Annotated in this window: 11 protein-coding genes and 1 pseudogene; 8 read left to right on the top strand and 4 right to left on the bottom strand. The window is 73.2% G+C overall.

Translation table 11 applies throughout. The features are described from left to right. Window positions 1–28: 28 nt before the first annotated feature. Window positions 29–5,884, bottom strand: a complete 5,856-nt coding sequence (locus tag ACH4S9_RS27920; protein WP_398374318.1) for a type I polyketide synthase — start codon at window positions 5,882–5,884, stop codon at window positions 29–31. Beyond that, window positions 5,877–12,758 carry a type I polyketide synthase gene (locus ACH4S9_RS27915; RefSeq protein WP_398374316.1) on the bottom strand — a complete coding sequence of 2,294 codons (6,882 nt, stop codon included), beginning with the start codon at window positions 12,756–12,758 and terminating at the stop codon, window positions 5,877–5,879. The genes ACH4S9_RS27920 and ACH4S9_RS27915 overlap by 8 nt, the downstream gene beginning before the upstream one ends. A 366-nt stretch (window positions 12,759–13,124) precedes the next feature. Here ACH4S9_RS27915 and ACH4S9_RS27910 point away from each other — a divergent pair, with 366 nt between their 5' ends. From ACH4S9_RS27910 to ACH4S9_RS27885, 6 genes and pseudogenes are all read left to right on the top strand, one after another. Beyond that, window positions 13,125–14,837 carry an AMP-binding protein gene (locus ACH4S9_RS27910; RefSeq protein ID WP_398374314.1) on the top strand — a complete coding sequence of 571 codons (1,713 nt, stop codon included), beginning with the start codon at window positions 13,125–13,127 and terminating at the stop codon, window positions 14,835–14,837. Then, complete coding sequence (locus ACH4S9_RS27905; RefSeq protein WP_311722207.1) at window positions 14,834–15,700, top strand: ferritin-like domain-containing protein; 867 nt, start codon at window positions 14,834–14,836, stop codon at window positions 15,698–15,700. Before ACH4S9_RS27910 ends, ACH4S9_RS27905 begins: the two co-directional genes overlap by 4 nt. Further along, window positions 15,697–16,227, top strand: coding sequence for a PaaI family thioesterase (locus ACH4S9_RS27900; RefSeq protein WP_398374312.1), 531 nt, complete (start codon window positions 15,697–15,699; stop codon window positions 16,225–16,227). Before ACH4S9_RS27905 ends, ACH4S9_RS27900 begins: the two co-directional genes overlap by 4 nt. Next, a complete protein-coding gene (locus ACH4S9_RS27895) occupies window positions 16,224–16,499 on the top strand; it encodes an acyl carrier protein (RefSeq protein WP_311722204.1) in 276 nt (91 codons plus the stop codon). The genes ACH4S9_RS27900 and ACH4S9_RS27895 overlap by 4 nt, the downstream gene beginning before the upstream one ends. Next, on the top strand, window positions 16,496–17,365 hold the full coding sequence (locus tag ACH4S9_RS27890) for a class I SAM-dependent methyltransferase (RefSeq protein WP_361182151.1): 870 nt from the start codon (window positions 16,496–16,498) through the stop codon (window positions 17,363–17,365). The genes ACH4S9_RS27895 and ACH4S9_RS27890 overlap by 4 nt, the downstream gene beginning before the upstream one ends. Beyond that, a pseudogene (locus ACH4S9_RS27885) lies at window positions 17,362–17,994 on the top strand (acyl-ACP desaturase); the annotation flags it as partial. The gene ACH4S9_RS27890 and the pseudogene ACH4S9_RS27885, both read left to right, overlap by 4 nt. Window positions 17,995–18,065: 71 nt before the next feature. Here ACH4S9_RS27885 and ACH4S9_RS27880 read toward each other — a convergent pair. After that, window positions 18,066–19,190, bottom strand: a complete 1,125-nt coding sequence (locus ACH4S9_RS27880) for a Bug family tripartite tricarboxylate transporter substrate binding protein (RefSeq protein WP_398374310.1) — start codon at window positions 19,188–19,190, stop codon at window positions 18,066–18,068. Between the two features lie 98 nt (window positions 19,191–19,288). Between ACH4S9_RS27880 and ACH4S9_RS27875 the strand changes: the two genes are divergently transcribed. Continuing rightward, on the top strand, window positions 19,289–20,950 hold the full coding sequence (locus tag ACH4S9_RS27875; RefSeq protein WP_398374442.1) for an ATP-binding protein: 1,662 nt from the start codon (window positions 19,289–19,291) through the stop codon (window positions 20,948–20,950). Then, window positions 20,947–21,639 carry a response regulator gene (locus ACH4S9_RS27870; protein ID WP_311722200.1) on the top strand — a complete coding sequence of 231 codons (693 nt, stop codon included), beginning with the start codon at window positions 20,947–20,949 and terminating at the stop codon, window positions 21,637–21,639. Before ACH4S9_RS27875 ends, ACH4S9_RS27870 begins: the two co-directional genes overlap by 4 nt. Before the next feature lie 160 nt (window positions 21,640–21,799). Here ACH4S9_RS27870 and ACH4S9_RS27865 read toward each other — a convergent pair whose 3' ends face one another. Continuing rightward, a complete protein-coding gene (locus ACH4S9_RS27865) occupies window positions 21,800–22,588 on the bottom strand; it encodes a sugar phosphate isomerase/epimerase family protein (RefSeq protein WP_398374308.1) in 789 nt (262 codons plus the stop codon). Between the last annotated feature and the right edge of the window lie 3 nt (window positions 22,589–22,591).

Here is a 22,591-nt window from a genome sequence, read left to right as displayed (position 1 = left end):
GCCCGGGTGGCCGCGTCCACCCCCGGCCTCAGCCGTACGTGGCCCGCAGCCAGTCGCGCATCAGGGCCGCCGTGTGCGGGGCGTGCTCCTCCAGCATGGTGAAGTGGTTGCCGCGGGTGGTGACGGCGGTGTGGTCGAACGGCCAGGCGGGGGCCCAGTCGTCAGGCCAGCCCTCCAGCGGCGCCCCCGCGCGCACGAACAGCACCGGGGCCGGAAGCTCGGTGAACGGCCAGTCGAACGTCTCGTAGTGCAGCATGGCGGTGACCCAGCTGTCGTCGCCGGGCATCGCCGAGTCCGGGTCGTCCGCCCGGTGCTGGAGTTCCCCCCGCAGGCCGGGGGCCAGGACGGCGAGCCGTTCGTCCTCGCCCGGGGCGTAGCTGTCCAGCAGGACGACACCGGCGGGCGGGGTGCCCTGGTCGTACAGGTACCGGGCGAGCATATGGGCGATCAGGCCGCCGGAGGACAGGCCGGCGAGCACAAAGGGCCGCTCCCCCAGCTCCACGCGCAGACCGGCGGCGTGTGTCCGCAGCAGCAGTTCCGAGGTCCGCGGGAGCGCCTCGCCGCGGTGGAAACCCGGTTGCCGCAGTGCCCAGACGTCCCGCTCACCCTGGAACGGCCTCGCCAGGCGCGCGTACTGCACGGGGTCCGAGGTGCCGATGGCCGAGGTGACACACACCAGGGCCGGTCCCTCCGGGCCACTGGCCAGCCGGGTCGGTCGCGGGATCCGCGGCAGCTCGTCCAGCGAGGAGAAGTAGGTGCGCGTCGTCCCCCATTCGGTGGCCCTGGCCCTGGCGATCAGCTCGTCGACGGTCTCGCCGCGCTCCTCCGGGGCCGGTTGGTCCGCGGGCCGGGCCAGCACCTCCAGCAGATGCCGGACCAGCGCCGGCGGTGTCGGATGGTCGAAGGTGACGGTCGCCCGCAGCCGTACGCCGAGCGCCTGGCCGAGGTGGTTGCGGATGCGGACGGCGGCCAGCGAGTCCACGCCCATCTCCAGGAACCCGGCCTGCGGACTGAGCTCGTGCGTGCCGTCGTGCCCGAGGACCAGCGCGACCGTGTCCAGCACCAGGTCGAGCAGCGTCCGCTCGCGCTCCGGCCCGCCCAGCGGTTCGAGCCGTCGGCGCAGGCTTCCCCCCGGCGTCTCCGGCCGGTTCACCAGCTCCCGCAGCAGGGGCCCGGCCTGGCCGCGCGGGTCGAGCCGGGCGGGCACCAGCACCGGGTCGGCGAGGGCGGCCGCGGCGTCGAACAGCGCCAGCGCCTCCTCGGTGGACAGCGAGTCGGCCGCCGGGTCGAGATGGCGGGTCATGTCGCTGCGCTCCCGCCACAGGCCCCAGGCGAGCGAGACCGCGGGCAGCCCCCGCGCCCGCCGGTGGTGCGCCAGCGCGTCCAGCACGGCGTTGGCGGCGGCGTAGTTCGACTGGCCCGCGCTGCCCGCGGTGGCGGCGGCCGACGAGAACAGCACGAACGACGTCAGGGGCAGATCCCGGGTCAGCTCGTGCAGGGCGAGCGCGGCCTCGGCCTTCGGCCGCAGCACGGCGTCGACGCGCTCTCGCGTCATGGCCGTCACCACGCCGTCGTCCAGCACCCCGGCCGCGTGGACCACGACCGTCGGCCGGTGTGTGCCGAGCAGCTCGGCCAGCGCTGTCCGGTCCGTGACATCGCAGGCGGCCACGGTGGCGGTGGCGCCCAGGGCGGCGAGTTCGTCCCGCAGCCCTGGCGCATGGCCACGGCGGCCGGTCAGGACCAGCCGCCGCACCCCGTGCGCGGCGGCCAGGTGGCGGGCCAGCAGGCGGCCGAGCGTGCCGGTGCCACCGGTGATCAGGACGGTGTCCTCGGGCCCGGCGAACCGCCCCGGGCCACGGGGGACGGCCCGCACCAGGCGGCGCGCCAGCACCCGTCCGCCCCGCAGGGCGACTTCCGGTTCCTCCGCGGCCAGGGCGGCGGTGATCGTGTGCGGGGTGATCTCGTCGGCGTCCAGCAGGACGAACCGGCCGGGCTCCTCGGTCTGCGCCGACCGGACCAGGCCGATGACGGCCGCGCCGGCCAGGTCGGGAAGGTCGTCGCCGGCCCTGGCCGCCGCCGCGCCCGAGGTGAGGAACACCAGCCGGGAGGCGGCGAACTCCGGGTGCGCGCTCCACCACTGGACCAGGCTCAGCGCACGGTGTGCGGACTCCCGGACCGAGCCGCGGGAGCCCGCGACGAGCACCACGCCCGGCACCGGCAGCCCCGCGGCGACCGCCTCCGCCAGCGCCGGAAGATCGTCGAAGTTCGGGAAGTGGCCGGTGTCCAGGCCGACGGCCGCGATGGTCTCCGATGCCAGGCCGCTCGCCGGGCGTACCTCGACCCACCGGTTCCGGAACAGCGCGTCGCGCGGGGCGGCGCTCCGTACGGCCGCCGGGCGCAGGGCCAGCGAGTCCACCGACAGCACCGGCGCGCCCTCGCCGTCGGTCGCGGTCAGCCGCACCCCGTTCTCGGCGGACCCGGACAGCCGCACCCGCAGCGTCGAGGGCCGGGCCGGGTGCGCGGTCACCCCGGTCCATGCGAACGGGAGCAGCGGGCCGTCTGCGGCTCCTGCTCCGCCATTCGCCGAGGCGCCGAATCCGAGAGCGTGCAGGGCGGAGTCGAGCAGCGCCGGATGGACCACGAAGCCGCGGGTGTCCACCGGGCAGGCCACCTCGCAGTACACCGCGTCGCCGCGCCGCCACACAGTGCGCAGCCCTTGGAACGCGGGGCCGTAGCGCAGCCCGCGGCCGACCAGCGCGGGGTAGAGCCCGGTGTGCGGGACCTCCTCGGCGCCGGGGGGTGGCCACTTCTCCGGGCCCTCGGGCTCGGTGGGCGCCGGGCTCAGCACGCCCTCGCCGTGGCGCACCCAGCCCGCGCCGTCCACTTTGGCGTGGAGGCGCAGCGCGCGGCGCCCGGTGCCGTCCGGCGCGCCGACCCGCAGCTGCATGGTCGCGGCGCCCTCGTCCGGCAGGGCCAGGGGCACTTCCAGGGTGAGTTCGTCGACGGTGGCGCAGCCCGCCACGGCGCCCGCGTGCAGCGCGCATTCGAGCCAGGCGGTGCCGGGCAGGATCACCTCGTCCAGCACCCGGTGGTCGGCCAGCCATGGAGCCGACGCCACCGACAGGCGTCCGGTCAGCACCAGTTCATCGCTGTCGGCCAGCTCGATCGCGGTGTCCAGGAAGGGGTGTTCGCCGCTTCCGGACTCGCCCGGTGTCAGCCAGAACCGCTTGCGTTCGAAGGGGTAGGTGGGCAGTTCGGTGAATGCGGGTGTGTCCGGCCCTGTCCATGCCGTCCACTCCGGGCACAGCCCGCGGACATGGAGTTCGGCGAGCGAGGCGAGCAGCGCCGCGCGGCCGCTCTCCCGGCGGCGCAGCGACCCGACGGCCACGGCCTTGTCACCGACGGCCGCCGCGATCGCCGGGACCAGCACGGGGTGTGCGCCGACTTCCACGAAGAACGAGTGTTCCGGCGCCGCGAGCCCGGCGAGGGCCTCGTCGAACCGCACCGGAAGGCGCAGATTCCGGTACCAGTACCCGGCGTCGAGCTCCGTCCCGGCGAGCGCGGTGCCGGTCACCGAGGAGTGGAAGGGGATGTCCGTGGCCGTCGGCGATATCGGCCCCAGCTCGGCGAGGACGCGGTCGCGGACGAGCTCCACCTGGGGCGAATGGGACGCGTAGTCCACCGGCAGCTTCCGCACCCGTACGCCGGACTCGGCCAGGTCCGCCAGCAGCGCGTCGAGGGCGTCGGTGTCCCCGGCGACCACCGCCGATCCGGGCCCGTTGACCGTGGCGATGGACAGCCTCCCGTCCAGCCGGGGCCGCAGTTCGTCCGCCGACAGCTCCACCGCGGCCATGCCGCCGTGGCCGGACAGCCCCGTCAGCGCCTTCGCGCGCCGGGCCACCACCAGCGCGGCGTCCTGGAGGGACAGCGCGCCGGCCACATGGGCCGCGGCGATCTCCCCCTGGCTGTGCCCCACCACGGCGTCGGGCTCGATGCCACAGGAGCGCCAGAGGGCGGCGAGTGCGACCATGACCGCGAACAGCGCCGGCTGCACCACGTCCACGCGCTCCAGCGAGGGCGCGTGCGGCCGCTGCCGCAACACGTCCATCAGGTCCCAGTCCACGTGCGGCGCCAGCGCCCGGGCGCAGCGGTGGATGTGTTCCCGGAACACCGGCGACGTCTCCAGCAGGTCGCCGGCCATGCCCGCCCACTGACCGCCCTGGCCGGGAAAGACGAACACCACCTTGCCCGTCAGATCGGCGGTGCCGGTGACCAGGCCGGGCGCGGCGGCGCCGCGGCCGAGCGCGGTCAGGGCGGCCCGCGGCTCTGTGTCGAGCACCACGGCACGGCGCTCGAACGTGCTGCGGGAGGTGACCAGCGCGTGTGCGACGCCTGCCGGGTCCCTGCCGTCCAGGTGCGACAGCAGCTGTCTCGCCCTGGCGCGCAGCGCGGAGTCGGTGCGGGCCGAGAGCACCCACGGCAGCGGCTCCGCCCCGGGGGCGGCCGGGGTTTCGCCGGGCGTCGGCGCTTCGGCGGGCGGCGCCTCCTCCAGGATCACATGGGCGTTGGTGCCGCTGATGCCGAACGCGGACACTCCCGCGCGCCGGGGGCGGCCCGGGCGGGGCGGCCACCGGCGGCTCTCGGTGAGCAGCTCCACCGCGTCGGCGTCCCAGTCCACTTGGGACGACGGGCGGTCCACGTGCAGGGTCTTCGGGAGGGTCCGGTGGCGCAGCGCCAGTACGGTCTTCAGTACTCCGGCGATCCCGGCGGCGGCCTGGGTGTGCCCGATGTTCGTCTTCACCGATCCGAGTGCCAGCGGGGCTTCCCGGTCGCCGCCGTACGCCGCCTGCAACGCCGCCGCCTCGATGGGGTCGCCGAGCCGGGTCCCGGTGCCATGTGCCTCGACGGCGTCCACGTCGCGGCCGCACAGCCCGGCGTCGGCCAGCGCGTCGCGGATGACCCGCTGCTGGGCGCGCCCGTTCGGCGCGGTCAGCCCGTTGGAGGCGCCGTCGGAGTTGATCGCGGTGCCCCGGATCACGGCCAGCACGGGGTGGCCGTGGGCGAGGGCGTCGGTCAGCCGCTCCACGAGCACGACCCCGGCGCCCTCACCCCAGCCCACGCCGTCGGCCGCCTCGGCGAACGCCTTGCAGCGGCCGTCCGCGGCGAGCGCGCCCTGGCGCTGGAAGGCGGTGAACAGTCCGGGGGTGGACAGCACGACGACGCCCCCGGCCAGCGCGAGATCGCACTCCCCCGAGCGCAGCGACCGGACGGCCAGGTGCAACGCCACCAGCGAGGACGAGCAGGCGGTGTCGATGGAGACCGCCGGGCCCTCCAGCCCGAGCAGATAGGCGACGCGCCCGGACAGCACACTGGCCGCGGTGCCGGTCGCCAGGTGGTCGGTGTGCTCGTTGTGGTTGCTGACCCTCCCCAGCAGGCCGCGGTAGTCCTGGTCGCTGGTGCCGGTGAACACCCCGGTCCGGGAGGTGCGCAGGGACAGCGGGTCGATGCCGGCCCGTTCCACGGCCTCCCATGAGATTTCCAGCATCAGCCGCTGCTGCGGGTCCATCGACAGGGCCTCGCGGGGGCCGATGCCGAAGAAGCCCGCGTCGAACCAGCCGGGGTCGGTCAGGAACGCCCCCGCGCCGGTGAACTCGTCCGCCCAGCCGCGGTCGGTGGGGAAGGGCGTGACGGCGTCCCGCCCCTCGCGGACCAGCCGCCACAGGCCTTCCGGGTCGCCCACTCCGCCGGGGAACCGGCAGCCCGCCCCCACGACGGCGATCGGCTCGCGGGCGCCGGCCTCGGCCACGCGCAGGCGTTCCCGGGTGTCCCGCAGCGCGGTGGTGAGGCGCTGCACGGTGTCGAGCAGCCTGCGGTCGTCAGCCATCGAGCCGGTCCTCCCCGGCCCGGGAGAGCTCCTCTTCGGCGCGGCTCAGGACGGCCTCGAGGTCCGCCGTCCCGGGCTCCGCCTCCGGTACGGGCTCGGGTGGGACGGCCGGGGCGAGTTCCGCGGCGAGGTGGCCGGCCAGTGCGGAGGGGGTGGGGTGGTCGAACAGCGTGTTGGCGGGCATCCGCAGGCCGGTCCGGGCGCTGAGCTGGTTGCGCAGCTCGACGATGCCCAGCGAGCTGAGCCCTTGCTCATGGAAGGGTTTTCCGGGCTGGATCTGCGCGGCCGACTCGTGCCCGAGCACCTGCGCGGTGTCCTGGCACACCAGGTCGCGCAGCACACGGACCCGCTCGGCCCGCGACATCCCGGCGAGCCGGCCGACGAGCGAGGAGACCTCCGTCGGCGGATCGACGGCCTCGCCCCGCCGGGCCTCGGGCAGGTCCGCGAGCAGGGCGCTGTCGCGGGTGGTGGCGAACGCCGTGAGGAACCGGGCCCAGTCGATGTCCGCGATCACCAGTCCGGACTCGTCGTCCGCGAAGGCCCGGGCCAGTACGGCGACGGCCAGGTCCGGGTCGAGCACCGTCATGCCGTTGCGGCGCAGCCGGGTGCCCACGATCCGCGCGTCCGCCCCGTCCACCGCCATGCCTCCGGCGCCCCATGGCCCCCAGGCCACCGAGGTGGCCGCGAGTCCGTCGGCGCGGCGTTGTTCGGCGAGCGCGTCGAGGTAGGTGTTGGCCGCCGCGTAGTTGGCCTGGCCGGCGTTGCCGACCGCGCCGGTGGCGGAGGAGAACAGCACGAACGCCCGGAGCTCCCCCGCGAGTTCGTGGAGGTTGCAGGCGCCGGTGGCCTTGGCGTGCAGGACGCGTGCGAGCCGCGACGGATCGAGGGCGTCGATGACGCCGTCGTCGAGTACCCCGGCCGCGTGGACGACCGCGGTCAGCGGGCGGTCCCCGGGGATCCCCGCGAGCAGGGCCGCCACCGCCTCCCGGTCGCCCACGTCGCAGGCCGCGGTGTCGACCTCGGCGCCGAGCGCGGTCAGTTCGGCGACCAGCTCGGGGTCGTCGGTGTGCCTGCCGGTCAGGAGCAGCCGTTGGACGCCCTCGGCGGCCAGCCATCTGGCGACGTGTCCGCCGAGCGCCCCGAACGCCCCGGTGACGAGGGTGGTTCCGCGCAGCGGCCAGCCGCGCCGGGGCCCGGTGCGCAGCGGCGCGCGCAGCAGGCGCCGTACGAACACTCCGGAGGCGCGGACGGCGGCCTGGTCGTCCGTGGCGGAGAGGATCCCGGCCAGCCGTTCGGCCGCCGGTGCGTCCACGGTGGGAGGCAGATCGACCAGTCCGCCCCACCGCCCGGGGTGCTCCAGGGCCGCGACCCGGCCGAGTCCCCACACCATGGCCTGCGCCGGGCTGCCGAGCCGGTCGCCGTGGCCGGTGGACACCGCTCCCCGGGTCGCGCACCACAAGGGCACGTCGAGGGCGGTGTCCCCCATGGCCTGGATGAGCGCCGTGGTCAGCGCGAGCCCCGCGGGTACTCCGGCCGTTTCCGGATGGGTCCGCTCGTCCAGGGCCAGCAGGGACAGCACCCCGCCGGGCGGTGCGCCGCCCGTCACGGACGCCAGACGCTCGGCGAGTTCCGCGCGGTCCGCGCCGATGGCGACGGGGAGTGTCCGGGTGCCGAGCGCGTCACGGAGCGGTTCCGGTACGGGGAGGGCCTCGGAATGGACGATCAGCCAGTCGCGCCGGGTGGCGACCCGGTCCGCGGTGGGCCGCCAGCCGATCCGGTACCGCAGCCGGTCCATCGCGGCTTCCCGGTCGTGATCGCGCCGCCAGCGCGCCATCGCGGGCAGCAGTTCGCCGAGGGTCCGGTCGGTGCCGGTGCCCAGCAGATCGCTCAGCGCCTGGGTGTCCTCGCTCTCCACGGCCCGCCAGAACGCCGAGTCCGTCCGCTGGGAACGGTGTTCCGCCGCCTCCGGCAGCAGCCAGTACCGCTTGCGCTGGAAGGCGTACGTGGGCAGGTCCACGCGGCGCGCCCCGCTTCCGGCGTACCACGCAGACCAGTCGGGCCCGTGGCCGCGGACCTGAAGCGCCGCGACGGCGCCGAGCACATCGTCGTGGCGCAGGGCGGGGATCACCGCCGCCTCGGTGGTTTCATCGAGGCAGTCGGCGGCCATCTCGGTGAGCGTCGTGTCCGGTCCCAGCTCCAGGAAGGTGGTGACGCCCTCGTCCCGCAGGGTCCGCATCCCGTCCCGGAACCGGACCGTGGAGCGCACATGGCGGACCCAGTACTCGGGGGAACACAGGTCACCGGGCTCGGCGAGCCGCCCGGTCAGATCGGACACGACAGGGATCTCGGGCGGGTGGTACGTCAGCCCCTCGGCGACGGTGCGGAACGCGTCGAGCATGGGGTCCATCAGGGCCGAGTGAAACGCGTGGCCGACCCTCAGGCGCGTGGTCCTGCGCCCCTGGGCGCGGAACCGCTCCGCCACCGCGACGACCGCCTCCTCGACACCGGAGACCACCACCGACCGGTGCCCGTTCACCGCCGCCAGCGATACGCCCGGAGGCAGCTCGGCAACCTCGTCCGGCGCGGCCGCCACCGCGTACATCGCCCCTTCCCGGGGCAGCGCCTGCATGAGCGAGCCGCGCGCCGCGACCAGCGTGCACGCGTCCTGGAAGGACAGCACCCCGGCCAGATGGGCGGCGGTCAGCCCGCCGAGGGAGTGGCCCAGCAGCAGGTCCGGCCGGATGCCCCAGCTCTCGAACAGCCGGAACAGCGCCACTTCGAAGGCGAGCAGCCCGGGCTGCGCGAACTCGGTGCGATCGAGGGGGCCTTGGTCGGTCCCGAACACCGTCTCCTTCACGGGCGGCTCCAGCGCGGCGCACACCTCGTCGAAGGCCTCGGCGAAGGCCGGGTGGGCGGCATACAGCCCGCGTCCCATACCCACGCGCTGGCTGCCCTGACCGGTCAGCAGAAACGCCAGGCCGCCCTCGGCCACCGCGCCGACCGTGAGGCCGGGGTCGGGTCGTCCACCCGCCAGGGCGGTCAGCGAGCGCCGCAGCCGGTCCCGGTCACCGCCGGTGAGCACGGCCCGGTGGGTCAGCGCCGAGCGTGTCCGGGTCAGCGAGAAGCCGATGTCGAGCGCGTCGAGGTCGGGACGGGCGTCCCAGTGCGCGGCGAGCCGTCCGGCCTGGGCGCGCAGCGCGGCCGGCGAGCCGCCGGAGACGGTCCACAGCGGCCGGACGGTCCGCGCGGGCTCCGCCGGGGCCGGTGGCTCGGCGGGCGGCTGCTGGAGGATGACATGGGCGTTGGTCCCGCCGATGCCGAACGACGACACGCCCGCCCGCCGGAGCGGTCCCTGGTCGGGCCATGGCGTGTCCTCGGTCACCAGCCGCAGCCCCGCGTCCCAGTCCACGTGCGGGCTGGGCCGGTCGACGTTGACGGTCGCCGGGACCAGCCCGTGCCGCATGGCCAGCACCATCTTCATCACCCCCGCGGCACCGGCCGCGGCCTGGGTGTGGCCCAGGTTGGACTTCGACGAGCCCACCAGCAGCGGGTGGTCCGGCGGCCGGTGCGCACCGTACGCCTCCAGGAGGGCGCCGGCCTCGATGGGGTCGCCGAGCATCGTCCCGGTGCCGTGCGCCTCCACGACGTCCACGTCGGACGGTCTCAGCCGGGCGTCGGCGAGGGCGGAGACCAGCAGCCGGTGCTGGGCGGCGCCGTTGGGCGCGGTGAACCCGTTGCTGGCGCCGTCGGAGTTGACCGCCGACCCCACGACCAGGGCCAGCACCGGATGGCCGTTGCGGCGTGCGTCGGAGTACCGCTCCAGGACGAACATCCCGCCGCCCTCGGACCAGGCGGTGCCGTCGGCGCCCTCGGCGAACGGCTTGGCCCGGGCGTCCGGCGCGAGCCCGCCCCGGCGGCTGAACTCGACGAACACCATGGGCGACGAGAGCACGGTGACCGCGCCCGTCAGCGCCAGCGAGCACTCGCCGCGGCGCAGCGCGGCGGCGGCGAGGTGCAGCCCCACCAGCGACGAGGAACACGCCGTGTCGATCGCGAGATTGGGCCCGCCCAGGCCGAGGGTGAACGAGATCCGGCCGGAGGCCGTGCTGGCGCCGGTGCCGATCGCCAGATGCGGTCGCACATGGAGGTCCGGGTGGCCGGCGCCGGTACCGTACTGGCCGTGGGACAGCCCGGCGTAGACCCCGGTGTCGCTGCCGCGGAGGGTGACCGGGTCGATGCCGGCCCGTTCGATCGCCTCCCAGGACAGTTCGAGCAGCAACCGCTGCTGCGGGTCCATCTCGAGGGCCTCGTGTCCGCCGATGCCGAAGAACGCGGGGTCGAACTCGGCGGCGTCGTGGAGGAATCCGCCCTCGCGTACATAGCTGGTGCCCGGGCGGTTCCGCTCCGGGTCGTACAGCGCGGCCAGGTCCCAGCCGCGGTCCTCGGGCATCGGCGACATGACGTTCCGGCCGGAGACGAGCAACCGCCACAGATCCTCCGGCGATCGCACTCCGGCCGGAAACCGGCAGCTCATCCCGACGATCGCGATCGGCTCGTCCGGGCCGGTCCGACGGGGGCGGGCGGCCACCGGCCGGGGCGCGCGGTGCTCCAGGTGTGCGGCCAGGCGGTTCGGGGTGGGGTGGTCGAACAGCGCGGCTGTGGCGATCTTGAGCCCGGTCCGCTTCCGCAGCCGGTTCACCAGCTCCACGGCGGCCAGGGAGTCCAGCCCGAGCTCGAAGAACGACCGGTCCGGCCCGTAGCCACCCCCGGTCATCGCCTCGGTCTCGATCCGGATCGACCGCCGCAGATCCGTGGACCGGGACACGGCGCGGGCGGGCTGTGCCACCTCGGTCGGCAGATGGGTGCGGCGGCCGCCCCAGCCGCCGAAGACGGCGGGCCAGTCCACCGGGACGCCGTGGGCGTGCAACCCGCCCAGCGTGCCGAGCACGGCACGGAGATCGGACCCGCCGCCGTGCAGGGCCGCGGTGATGTGCGCCTTCGCGGCGGCGGGCTCGGGCAGGGTCTCCTCGACCAGCGCGGCCAGCACGCCGTTCGCGCTCATGTCCACATAGGTGTTCACTCCGGCCGCGTCGAGGCCGGTCACGCACTGGAGGAAATGCCCGGTGCCGCGCACCTGCGCACCCCAGTACTCGGGCAGGCAGACGACCGTGGGATCGGTTCCGAGCGCGTGGTGCACCGGGACGATCGGAATGCGCGGCGGTCGTGTGACGAGGCCGCGGGCGAATTGCTCGAAGTCCCCGGCCATCGCGGCCATATGCGGTGAGTGAAAAGCCCGGTCGACCGGCAGCTGTTTCACCTTGCGCCCCCGCTCCGACCACAGCGCGGCGATCCGCAGCACGGCTTCGCGATCTCCGGAGACGACGACGGAGTTCGGGGCGTTCACCGCGGAGAGGGCGACCAGGTGTTCGTGTCCGGCCAGCGATTCGAGGGCCTCGGCCTCGGTGACGCGCATCGCGACCATCGCGCCGCCGACGGGTGTCCTCTCCCGGAACAGCCGGATCCGCTCGGCGAGCAGCGCGCACACGTCGGGCAGGGAGAACACCCCGGCCGCCGTCGCGGCGGCCAGCTCCCCCACCGAGTGCCCGGCCACGAAGTCTGGGCGTACGCCCCAGTGCTCGAACTGCCGGAACAGCGCGACCTGAAGGGCGAACAGCGCGTCCTGGGTGTACAGCGCCTGGTCGGCCGGCGCGACCTCGGTGGCCTTGCCCGTGTCGAGCAGCAGATCGCGGACCGACCAGGTGGCGACCGCGTCCAGGTGTGCGCACACCTCGTCGAGCGCGTCCGCGAACACGTCGAACAGCGGATACAGCTCACGCCCCATGCCGGGGCGCTGGCCGCCCTCGCCGGGGAAGAGGAAGGCCACCTTGCGACCGGTGTCGGCCCGCACCGCGCCGCTTTGGCCCGCGGCCAGCTCGCCGAGCCCGTCGGCGAGTTCCGCGCGGTCGGCGGCGAGGAGCACCGCGCGATACGGCAGATGCGGGCGGCCGACCGCCAGGGTGTGCGCGGTGTCGAGCAGGTCCGGGCCCCCGGGCTCGGCCAGATGGGCACGCAGGCTCTCCGCCTTGCCGTACAGCGTCTCCTCGCTGTCCGCCGACAGCAGCACGGGCAGCGCCGGGACGGCAGCCTCCACCGGCGGCGCGGGGCGCACGGGCGGTTCGGAGAGCACCAACGCGCAGGCCGTTCCCGCGCCGTCCGAGGAGCTGAGAACCACGGTCAGCCGACCGTCGAGGTCCGGGGCTCCGGGGACCGGCACCTGTCCCCGGCCCAGCAGCACGGGCAGCTCCAGCAACGCCGCCACCGCGTCCCCGGCCTCGCCACCCGGCCCGCCGTCGTCGAACAGGCCGTCCGGTGCGGACTCGGCCGCGTGGTAGCCGCCCCGCCACCAGAAGTGAATCCCGTCGCCCGCCACCTCGGCGCGCGCACAGGCCTGCCGCACGACGTCACCGCGGCCCAGCGCGCTGCCGTCGATCACACAGTGGACGGGGTCGCCTTCGGCCACCGCGGCCGGAGCCGGCTTCAGCACCAGGAATCCGCTGCTTCCCTCGGGCGACACGACGCCGGCGAGCGCCAGCGCGGACTCGCCCGTGAGGATGGACTGGCAGGCCAGGTGGACCACCCCGGCGGGCAGGGTGTCCAGCGTCAGCGCGGGCCCGGTCACGCCCAGTTCGGCGGCGATCGGGTCGGCCTGCGCCATGGCGAACACACTGGCCGCCGCCTTGCGGAGCCGCTCCGGGACGAGGCCCGCGTTGTCCAGCGCCCGCAGCGCCGCTTCGGTCGGCGGCACCCCTGAGGGGCAGTTGGACAAGCCGATCACCGCGACCGGCGCCGGGCGAGCGGTACTGCCGGGCTGCATGGGACCACCTGTCCTGTTCACCGTCTCATCGTCGGGCGGAATCGTGCCGAACACGGGCCGTGGACGTATCGCTTGAGGGAATGCCACCGAATACGCGGGTAATCCCGGGAAGAGGCGACGGGATCGGCAGCGTAACTATTCCCGGCAAGCGATTCCAGGCTCCGCCTCCGGGTGGAGCGGGTGTTTAGCAGATCTCCTAGTCCTCCCCGGCGCCGGCGCAAGTCCCCGCACATCCATGCCATGCTGAGAATCTCCAGAACTGTAATTGCCAGGCCCGGCCCCCTGCACTTTCTTCATCCATTAAGGGTCGGGAATGCAGGAATCTGGTCTTCGACCCGCGATAGGGGAATCAGCTTGCAGCGATCCATGCGACCTGCCTTGCTGGACGGACAGACGCTGGGAGAGAGCCTGGCGCTGTTGGCGAAGGCAGCACCGGACTCCCGCGCGAGGTTTCCCACCGCGGGCGACGACATCACCGCGGCGGACCTCCACATCGCCTCCGCCGCGGCCGCGCACGCGTTTCTGCGCGCCGGGGTGCGGCCCGGTGACATCGTGGGCGTGCTGGTGCCCACCGCCGCCCGGTTCTTCACCACGGTCTTCGGGCTCTGGCGGGCCGGGGCGGCGATCAGTGTGCTGCCGGTCCAGGCCGGATTCGGTGATCCGCGGGACACCGCGCGGCGCATCGCGCGCATCGCGGGTGTCGCGGGCCTGCGCCACCTCGTCCTGGACCGGGACTATCACGAACTGGGCGACGATCTCGGGCGCGCACTCGCCACGACGGCCCCCGAGGTGGCCCTGGTGCCCCCGCCGTCGCCCGGCTCCACCGGCGACCCGCTCGCCCTGCCCACCGTCGACCCCGACGCGCTGGCCATCGTCCAGTTCACCTCAGGCAGCACCAGCCTGCCCAAGGGCGTGATGCTGCCGCACCGCACGACCATGGCCGGCCTGCGCGCCTGTGTGGTCTCCGGCGGGTTCAGCCCGGACGACGTGTTCGTCCAGTGGGTGCCGACCTTCCACGACATGGGGCTCATCGGCCTCCAGGCCCACTGGCTCAACGGCGCCGACGTCCACGCGTTCTCGCCGACCACGTTTCTCCGGCGACCTGGCACGGTGCTCGAACACTTCGCCGCACACCGCGGAACGGTGATCACCGGCCCCAACTTCTCCTACGACTACCTGCTCGACCATGTGCCGGCGGAGCGGCTCGCCGCGCTCGACCTGTCCAGCTGGCGGCTGGCGTTCAACGGCGCGGAACCCGTCAGCGCGGCCACCGTGCGGCGGTTCACCGAGGCGCTGGCGCCCAGCGGTGTCGGCCCGTCGGTGATGTACCCGGTGTACGGCATGGCCGAGGCCACCCTGTCGATCAGCTATCCCGCCCCCGGGGACACCGCTCGGATCCGTGCTGTGGACCGCGACGAGCTGGCCAGGACCGGTGCCGTGCGCCCCGTCGCCGAGGCCGCGCCCGGGGCCAAACCGGTGGTCTCGGTGGGCCGCGCGGTACACGGCGTCGAGCTGCGGATCGCCGGCGACGACGGGGCGGTGGTGGCCGACCGCACGCTCGGCGAGATCCAGATCGCCGGGGAGCCGGTGACCACCGGCTACTTCCGTGACCCCGAGGCGACCCGCGCGGTGTTCGCGGATGGCTGGCTGCGCACCGGCGACCTGGGCTTCCTGCTCGACGGCGAGCTGTATGTCACCGGGCGGCGCAAGGAGATGGTCGTGGTGCACGGGCAGAACTTCTTCCCCGACGACGTCGAGAACGTCGCCCGCACCGTGCCCGGTGTCTACCGCCGCCGCTGTGTCGCCTTCGCCGACACCGATGCCGAGGGCGGCGAGCGGATCGGGGTCATCGTGGAGACCGGTGACGATCCCGCGCCGGTGATCAAGGAGGTCCGCAGCCGGGTGGCGGCCGAGCTGGACCTGTCCCAGGTGCGGGTCTACGCGGTCAAACCCCGCTGGATCCCCCGCACCACCAGCGGAAAGTGGCAGCGCGTGCTGGCCGCGCGGCGCGTGACCGCGGGCGACGGCGAAGGGGTGTTCCCCGCCACCGGAAGTCCAGACCGAGGAGAACGAGTGTGAACAGCAGAACACAATCGCCGGCCGGGGTCCCCCTGCTCGCGGACGACCGGATGCACAGCGCCCGGGTGTTCGCCGCGTATCAACACGCCACCTGGGAGCTGCACCACATCCCGTGGGAGGAGTTCCGGGCCGATCTGGTGCTGCCCGAGCACATCGTGTTCGCCAAGGGCGCCATCGTGGGCGAGTCGAACGTCATCGCAGCGACCCATGGACTGCTGAACGAGTTCGCCATGGACTACGACTTCTCGCAGTTCGCCTGTGTCTGGGGCTACCAGGAGATCCAGCACCACCTGGCCTTCCAGACCTGGCTCCAGCTGGCGGGCCACAGCATCGACCACCACACCATCGCCTCGATGCGCGAACCGTACCCACCGGGGGTGACCCGGGCGGCCACCCTGGCCACCAATGTCATCTGCGAGGTCCTCGCCACCCACGCCTACAAATGTGTCGCCCGCCGCATGGAGGAACCGGTGCTCGCGGCCATCCTGAAGAAGGCCAGCGGCGACGAGGCGCGGCACGCACGCGAGTTCGTCCACTACACCGCGCAGCAGCTGGCCGCGCGGCCGGAGGAGTGCGCGTCGGTCGTGGAAACCCTGTACATCTACATGGGCACCACCCGTGACCTGTACCGCCATCCGGTCAGCCGGTTCAAGGGCAACCTTCCCGAGCTGGAGAACCACGAGACCATCGACGAGATGTTCTCCTACTTCGCCGAGATGGACGAGGACGGCAGCGACTGGGCGAAGTGCTGTGAGCAGTTGTTCAAGTACTTCTCCGCGCTCACCGGCCACCGGCTGACGAAGATGTCCGACGTGCGCCGGGCGATCGCCGAGGAGTCGCCGAAGAGCAAGGTCGCCGCATGAACACCGCGCAGGACACCACCGGCGAGGCGATCGAACTCCCCTGGCACGCGGAGCCCTCCTTCAACTGTTTCGGCTGCTCGCCACACAACCCGATCGGGCTCAAGCTGCGGCTGAAACGGCTGCCGAACGGAGACCACGCCGCCGAGACGGCCTTCTCGGAGAACTACGCCTCCTACCCGGGGATCGTGCACGGCGGCATCGTGAACGTGCTGCTGGACGAGGTGATGGGCGACACCCTCGCGCTGGTGCACGGCCTGCTCGCGTTCTCCGTGACCCTGCGCAGCAAGATGTTGCTGCCGCTCGCGGTGGGCGAGCCGTATCTGACCGCCGCGCGGATCAGCGGCCAGGGCAACGGAGTGCTGCACACCCAGGCCGAGATCACCGGGCCCGGGGGCGAACTGCACGTCATGGCCACCGGCACCTACCAGCCGATCCGCTCCCAGCAAGCCAGAGAGTTCATGCGGCTCGACGATGCCGCCTTCGGCCGCGTACGCCACTACTTCGACCACGGTACGGGAGAGTCATGACCGCCGAGCCCACCAGCCGCGAGCGGATCGCCGCGATCACCACCGAGTTCCTCGCCACCGAACTGGAGATCTCCCCCGACGGGATCGGCCCCGCCGACACCCTCAAGGCGCTGCCCGGGGCCGACTCGATGAAACTGCTGCGGGTGGTCTCCAAACTGGAGCGCCGGTGGGACATCGAATTCGACGACCAAGCCGTCTTCTCCGCCGAGACCGTTGATGAACTGGTCACCCTGGTGCACACCTATGTCGGCAAGGAACTGACGACGCCGTGATCACCCTGACCCCCCAAGAAGCATTCCAGGCCACCAACCAGCACTACGAGCTGCCCGCCGAGCTGTTCGCCGCCTACCTCGACCGGCGGCTCAAGTACAGCTCCGGGCTCTACACCACCCAGGACACCGACCTCGACCAGGCGCAGACGGACAAGCTGCGCTTTGTCGCGGGGCGGCTCGGTCTCACCGGCGGTGAGCGGCTGCTCGACATCGGCTGCGGCTGGGGCAGCCTGACCCTGTTCATGGCCCAGGAGTACGGCTGCCAGGTCACCGGTGTCACCCCGTCGCGCCCGCAGATCGAGTACATCCGGGCCCAGGCGGAGAAGGCGGGCGTGGCGGAGCTGATCACGCTGACGCACGGCGCCTTCACCGATGTCGAGGTGGCCGGGGTGTATGACGCGGTCACCATGCTCGGCTCGATCGTGCACATGCCCGATCGGGGCACGGTCCTGCGCAAGGTCCACGAACTGCTGCGCCGCGGCGGGTCGCTGTATCTGTCGGAGAGCTGTTTCCGGAACCACGCCGCCTACGAGGAGTTCTCGCGCCGGCCGGGCACCAGGCATGTCACCGAGAACATATTCGGGTTCGCCGACATGGTGCCGCTCTCCACTCTCGTGGAAGCGGTGGAGTCGGCCGGGTTCAGCCTCACCGCGCTCTCCGACCTCACCGCGCACTACCACCGGACCATCCAGGACTGGGAGGAGCGGGCCCACGCCGCGCGCGACCGTATCGAACGGGTGGCACCCGGCATGAGCGAGCCGCTCATCCGCTATCTCCGGACGGCCAACGCCGGCTGGGGCTACACCACCAAGCACTACGCGCTGAGCGCGCTGAAGTCCCGGATGGGCCCGGCGGAGGCGCCATGATCGACCCCGCGGAGGCCGGGAGACTGACCCGGCGGGCCGTGCGCCACGCCGACCGGCAGCACTGGTCCATCGACGAGCTGCCCTGGGCAACGCTGCGGCCGGAGGAACTCACCGAGACCGACCGATCGGTGGTGCGGTTCATCACCTTCGTCGAGGACCACATCCCCGGGTATCTCACCTACTTCCTGGACTCCTTCCCGGTGTCCGGTGAGGACCTGGCCATCGAGGAGTTCTGCTTCAACCGCGAGTACTTCCGGTTCCTGATCTCCTGGGCGAACGAAGAGGAACGGCATGCCTCGGCGCTCACCCGGTATCAGATCGAGGCCGGGATCAGCGACCCCAACACCCTGATCCGGGAGCTGGCCGAGGAGGGCAGAAAGAAGTTCGCGCTGCCGTACGAGAGCCCCGTCCAGGCGTTCACCTACACACTGGTCCAGGAGAAGGCCACGCAACTCTTCTACCAACGGTTCAAGGCGGTCGCCACGGAGCCGGTGCTGCGCGAGCTGCTCCATCGGCTGGCCAGGGACGAGGCCCGGCACTTCGCCTTCTACACCGAGCTCCTCACCGCCTACATCGGGCGGCATGGACTCGCGGCGACGGTGCCGGACCTCAAGGACGTGCTCGCCACCTTCCGCATGCCCCTGGCGGACACGCTGGGCGGGTACTGGCGGTGGTCGCTGAGCATCGCGGACGCCGTGTCCTATGACCACACCGAGGCGTACGGCGCCCTGATCCGGCTCGTCGACAACTTCGCCACGTCACGGGGCGACGCGTCGGCGGCCGACCTGGCCGAGTTCGTCCACCGCGTCCGCTCCGTCTGACCGCCGCGGCCAGGACGACGGTCGAGTCCGAGGCGCGCGACCAGGCCGGCCACCACGGCGTCCTGCCGGGTCAGATAGGCGGCGAAGGAGTCGCCCGTGATGAAGGCGTCGGTCCAGCCGTGCCGGGTGAGCTCGGCCTTCCACTGCCGTGAGGTGTGCAGCGCGGTCAGCGCCCGGATCCACCGCTCGCGGTCCGCCGGGCTGATGCCGGGCGGCGCGACGATCCCCCGCCAGTTGTGGAACACCAGGTCGATGCCGGACGCCTGGAGCGTCGGCACACCGGGCAGCGCGGCCATCGGCCGGTCGCCGGAGACCGCGAGCACCCGCAGCTGGCCCGCCTGGATCTGGCCCAGGAACTCACCGATGCCGCTGGTGGCGAAGTCGACCCTGCCGTCGAGCAGCGCGGGGAGCAGATCGCCGCCACCGCCGTCGTAGGCGACGTATCTCACCCGCCGGGGAGCGATGCCGACGGTCCCGGCCAGCTCCATGGGGAACAGATGGTCCGGGCCGCCCAGGGAGGAGCCGCCGCCGACCGTGACGCGCCGCGGGCTCTCCTTCCATGCGGCGACCAGCTCCCCGACCGTGCGGTACGGCGAGTCCTCGCGGACCACCACCGCCTCGGGCTCCTCGATCAGCCGCGCGATCGGGGTGGTCTGCCGTACGGTCACCCGCGTGCGCAGCACATGCGACGCGCCGAGGACCCCGAGGCCCATCTGGAGGGCGAGCCGGCCGTTGCCGCGCTCGTTGACGGTGCGCTGGAGGCCCACCGTTCCGCCGGCGCCGGGCAGGTTGAACACCTGCACATCGGAGGCGGTTCCGGTTTCCTCCAGCACCTGGGCCACGGTCCGGGCCGTCGTGTCGTATCCGCCCCCGGCCGTGTTGGGCACCAGGACGCGCAGATCGCCATCGGAGCCCCCGGCGCCCGGCCAGACGCCGCAGCCACCGGCCACCAGCGAGACCAGGAGCGCGAGGGTGCCGGACAGGGCTCGGCTACGTCCTCTCATGGCACCTCCCTTTCGCTTCGCGCACGGCGGACGTCATGATTGTGCGGCCTGGCGGGAGGGTCGCCCAGGCTGTGTCGGCAGGAGAGATTGAATTCATCGTGGTCGCCGTGTTCCGTCGCCATACGCTCGCGGGCGAGATGCTGGTGCTCCAGCTCGCCATCGTCGTGGTGGTGCTGCTGGCGGTCGCCGCGGTCTCGCTCGCGCAGTCGGAGGCCACCTTCAACCGGGTCGAGGGGCGCCGGGTGAGCGCGCTGGCCGAGCAGCTGGCCGCCCACCCCCTCGTGCACAGCCGGCTGGTGAAGCCCGCGCCCGCGGAGGCGCTGGCCCCCCTGGTGCTCTCCACGCGGGTGCAGTCCGATGTCACCTCGGTGACGGTGGCCGACCGCGACGGCCGCGTCGTCAGCTCGACGAACCCCACGGTGGTCGGCGACCGGCTGCCGCTCGGCGAGGGGGTCGGCGCGGGCCGCGGCTGGTCGGGCTCACTGGACTGGGACGGCAACCGGGAGCTGGTGGCCCAGGTGCCGGTGCTCGGCACGACGGGGGACGACGCGGGCCGGAGGCTGGGCACGGTCATGGTCGGCGAGGCGTCCCCGACGGTGTGGCAGCGGCTCGGCGGCGCGTCCTCGTATCTGCTGATCTACCTCGGCGTGGCCAGCGCGCTGGGCGTCGTCGGCTCCTGGCTGCTCGCCCGCCGCGTCAAACGGCAGACGCTCGGACTGGAACCACGCGAGATCACCGGGCTGGCCGAACACCGCGAGGCCATGCTGTACGGCATCGCCGAGGGGGTCGTCGCCCTGGACCCGCAGCACCGCCTCACCCTCGTCAACGACATGGGCCGACGGCTGCTGGACCTGCCCGAGGACTGCGTGGGCCGGACCGTGGCCGAGCTCGGCATCGACGGACGGCTGCTCGACGTGCTGACCGGGACGCAGGAAACCACCGCGAACGCGCGTGACGAGGTCGTCGTCCGCCACGGCCGCGTCCTGGTCATGAACCGGATGACGGTCACGAAGGACGGACGGCTGCTCGGCTCGGTCGCCACCCTGCGCGACCGAACCGAACTGGCCCACCTGGAGCGGGAGATCGGCTCCTTCCGCAGCACCTCGGAGCTGCTGCGGGCGCAGGCGCACGAGTTCGCCAACCAGTTGCACACCATCTCCGGGCTGATCCAGATCGGCGAGCAGGAGGAAGTGGTGTGCTACATCCGCGCGTTGAACCAGCGCCGCCACTCCCTCGACATGACCGTCGGCCGCCGGGTCCGCGACACCGCCGTCGCCGCGCTGCTGATGGCGAAGTCCGCCCAGGCCGCCGAGCGGAAGGTCGCCCTGCGCATCTCCGACCGCACGGCGCTGGGCCGACTCGCCCCGGAGGACGCCGCGGATGTGGCGACCGTGGTCGGCAACCTGGTCGACAACGCCATCGACGCGGCCACCGCGGCCGAGCCCGACGGCGGCGTCCCGCCCGACGAGGCATGGGTGGAGATCGAGCTGAGGCAGGACGCCGCCAGCGTGGAGATCGTGGTCCGCGACTCGGGGCCCGGCATCGCCCCCGAGCTGGCCCAGGAGGTCTTCGCCCACGGCTTCACCACCAAGGCCGCCCAGGAGGGTGAGCGCGGCATCGGGCTCGCCCTGACCCGTCTCGTCTGTGAGCGCCGCGGCGGAGAGATCGCGGTGACCAATACGGCCGAGGGCGCCATGTTCACCGCGCGCATGTCCGTCGGCCAGCCCACCCACGCGGTGGCGGAAGGAGCTACCCCATGACCGAGCCGACCGACACCATCGACGTCCTGGTCGTCGACGACGACTTCATGGTCGCCCGGGTCCACCGCACCTTCGTCGAACGGGTCCCCTCGTTCCGGGTCGTCGGCACCGCGCACACCGGCGAGCAGGCGATCAAGGCGGTGGACGAGCTGCGCCCCGACCTGGTCCTGCTCGACCTGTATCTGCCGGACGTCTTCGGGCTGGACGTCATCCCCCGGCTGCGCACCGCCGGACACGACTGCGACGTCCTGGTCATCAGCGCGGCCCGCGAGGCCGACGCGGTGCGCGACGCCGTACGCCACGGCGTCGTCGACTACCTCCTCAAGCCCTTCGACTACGAGGACCTCCAGCCCCGCCTCGAACGGTACGCGACCCGGCGCGGACGGCTGCTCACCACCGTCGTCCGCGGCCAGGCGGACGTGGACCGCGTCCTGGCCGGGGCGTTCACACCCCCCGCGGGCAGCGCCCTGCCGAAGGGCATGAGTGTGGAGACCGCCGATCTGATCGAGCGCGCGCTCCGCGACGCGGACGGCACGCTCTCCGCCACCGAGGCGGCGGCCGCCACCGGCGTCTCCCGGGTGAGCGCCCGCCGCTACCTGGAGTACTTCCACGACACCGGCCACGCCGACGTGACCCTGCGCTACGGCTCGACCGGCCGCCCGGAGCGCCGGTACGACTGGCGCGCGTAGCGGCGGGCCCTCCGCCCCGGGGGTCCAGGAGCCCGGTTCTTGCGGACCTCCGGGTCGGGGTGCGCGACGGCGACAGCGATCCTCCGGAACACCCGCTGGGGAGGGGGCACTCCATGGAACACGGCCCCGCACGCGCCGCACACACCCCGCTCGGGCGCCGTCAGGCGCTCGCCGCGCGTGCCGCCGCCAGATCCGTCACCAGGCGCTCCTCGACCGGGACGCTCGGGTCGGAGTACTGGCCGGAGAGGCAGACGGGACCCGCCCAGCCCAGGTCGGCCAGCCGGCCCAGGACCGCGGACCAGTTGGACAGCCCCTCGGCGCCGGGGACGAACCACGGTTTCCAGTGGCCGCCGACCGACGTCCCGGCGGGCTCGACGGGGACATGGATGACGTTCTTGAGGTTGACGATCCCGAGCCGGCGGACGACCAACGGCAGCGTCACCCCGGGGTCGTCGCCCGCGAGCGCGTCGTGTGCGGCGTCCCACACCACCCGGAAACCCTCCGCCGGAAGCCCGTCGAGGAGGTCCATCACGCCCAGCGTGGAGGAGACGAAGCGCCCGTGGTGCGGCTGCACCCCGACCTGTACGCCGTACCGCTTCACCAGGGGCGCGGCGGCCTCCAGGCGCTTCCGGAAGCGGCGGACGGAGGCGGTGTAGCCGTCGGGGCCGAGCTCGGCCATGACACGGATCATCGGTACGTCCGCCGCCCGGCAGGCCGCGAAGACGGGCTCGTCCAGGCCGCTCGCGACGCTGATGACCTCGACGCCCTCGGCCCTCAGCTGGGCGGCGAAGGCCGGCAGCAGCCGCTCCGCCTCGGCCGGGGTGACATAGGCGCTGTCCCGTACCGGGACCTCGGCGCCGGAGAATCCGAGCCCGGAGACCAGCTTGCCCAGCTCGTCACCGGGCAGGGCGGACCAGGGCTTGGTGAAGACGGACCACAGATATGTCATGGG

It is taken from the genome of Streptomyces sp. NPDC021225 (genome assembly GCF_044332865.1).
In the GTDB taxonomy this organism is placed as follows: domain Bacteria; phylum Actinomycetota; class Actinomycetes; order Streptomycetales; family Streptomycetaceae; genus Streptomyces.
The sequence above is the reverse complement of the archived record's forward strand: the minus strand, read 5'-3'. Positions and strand labels throughout refer to the sequence as shown.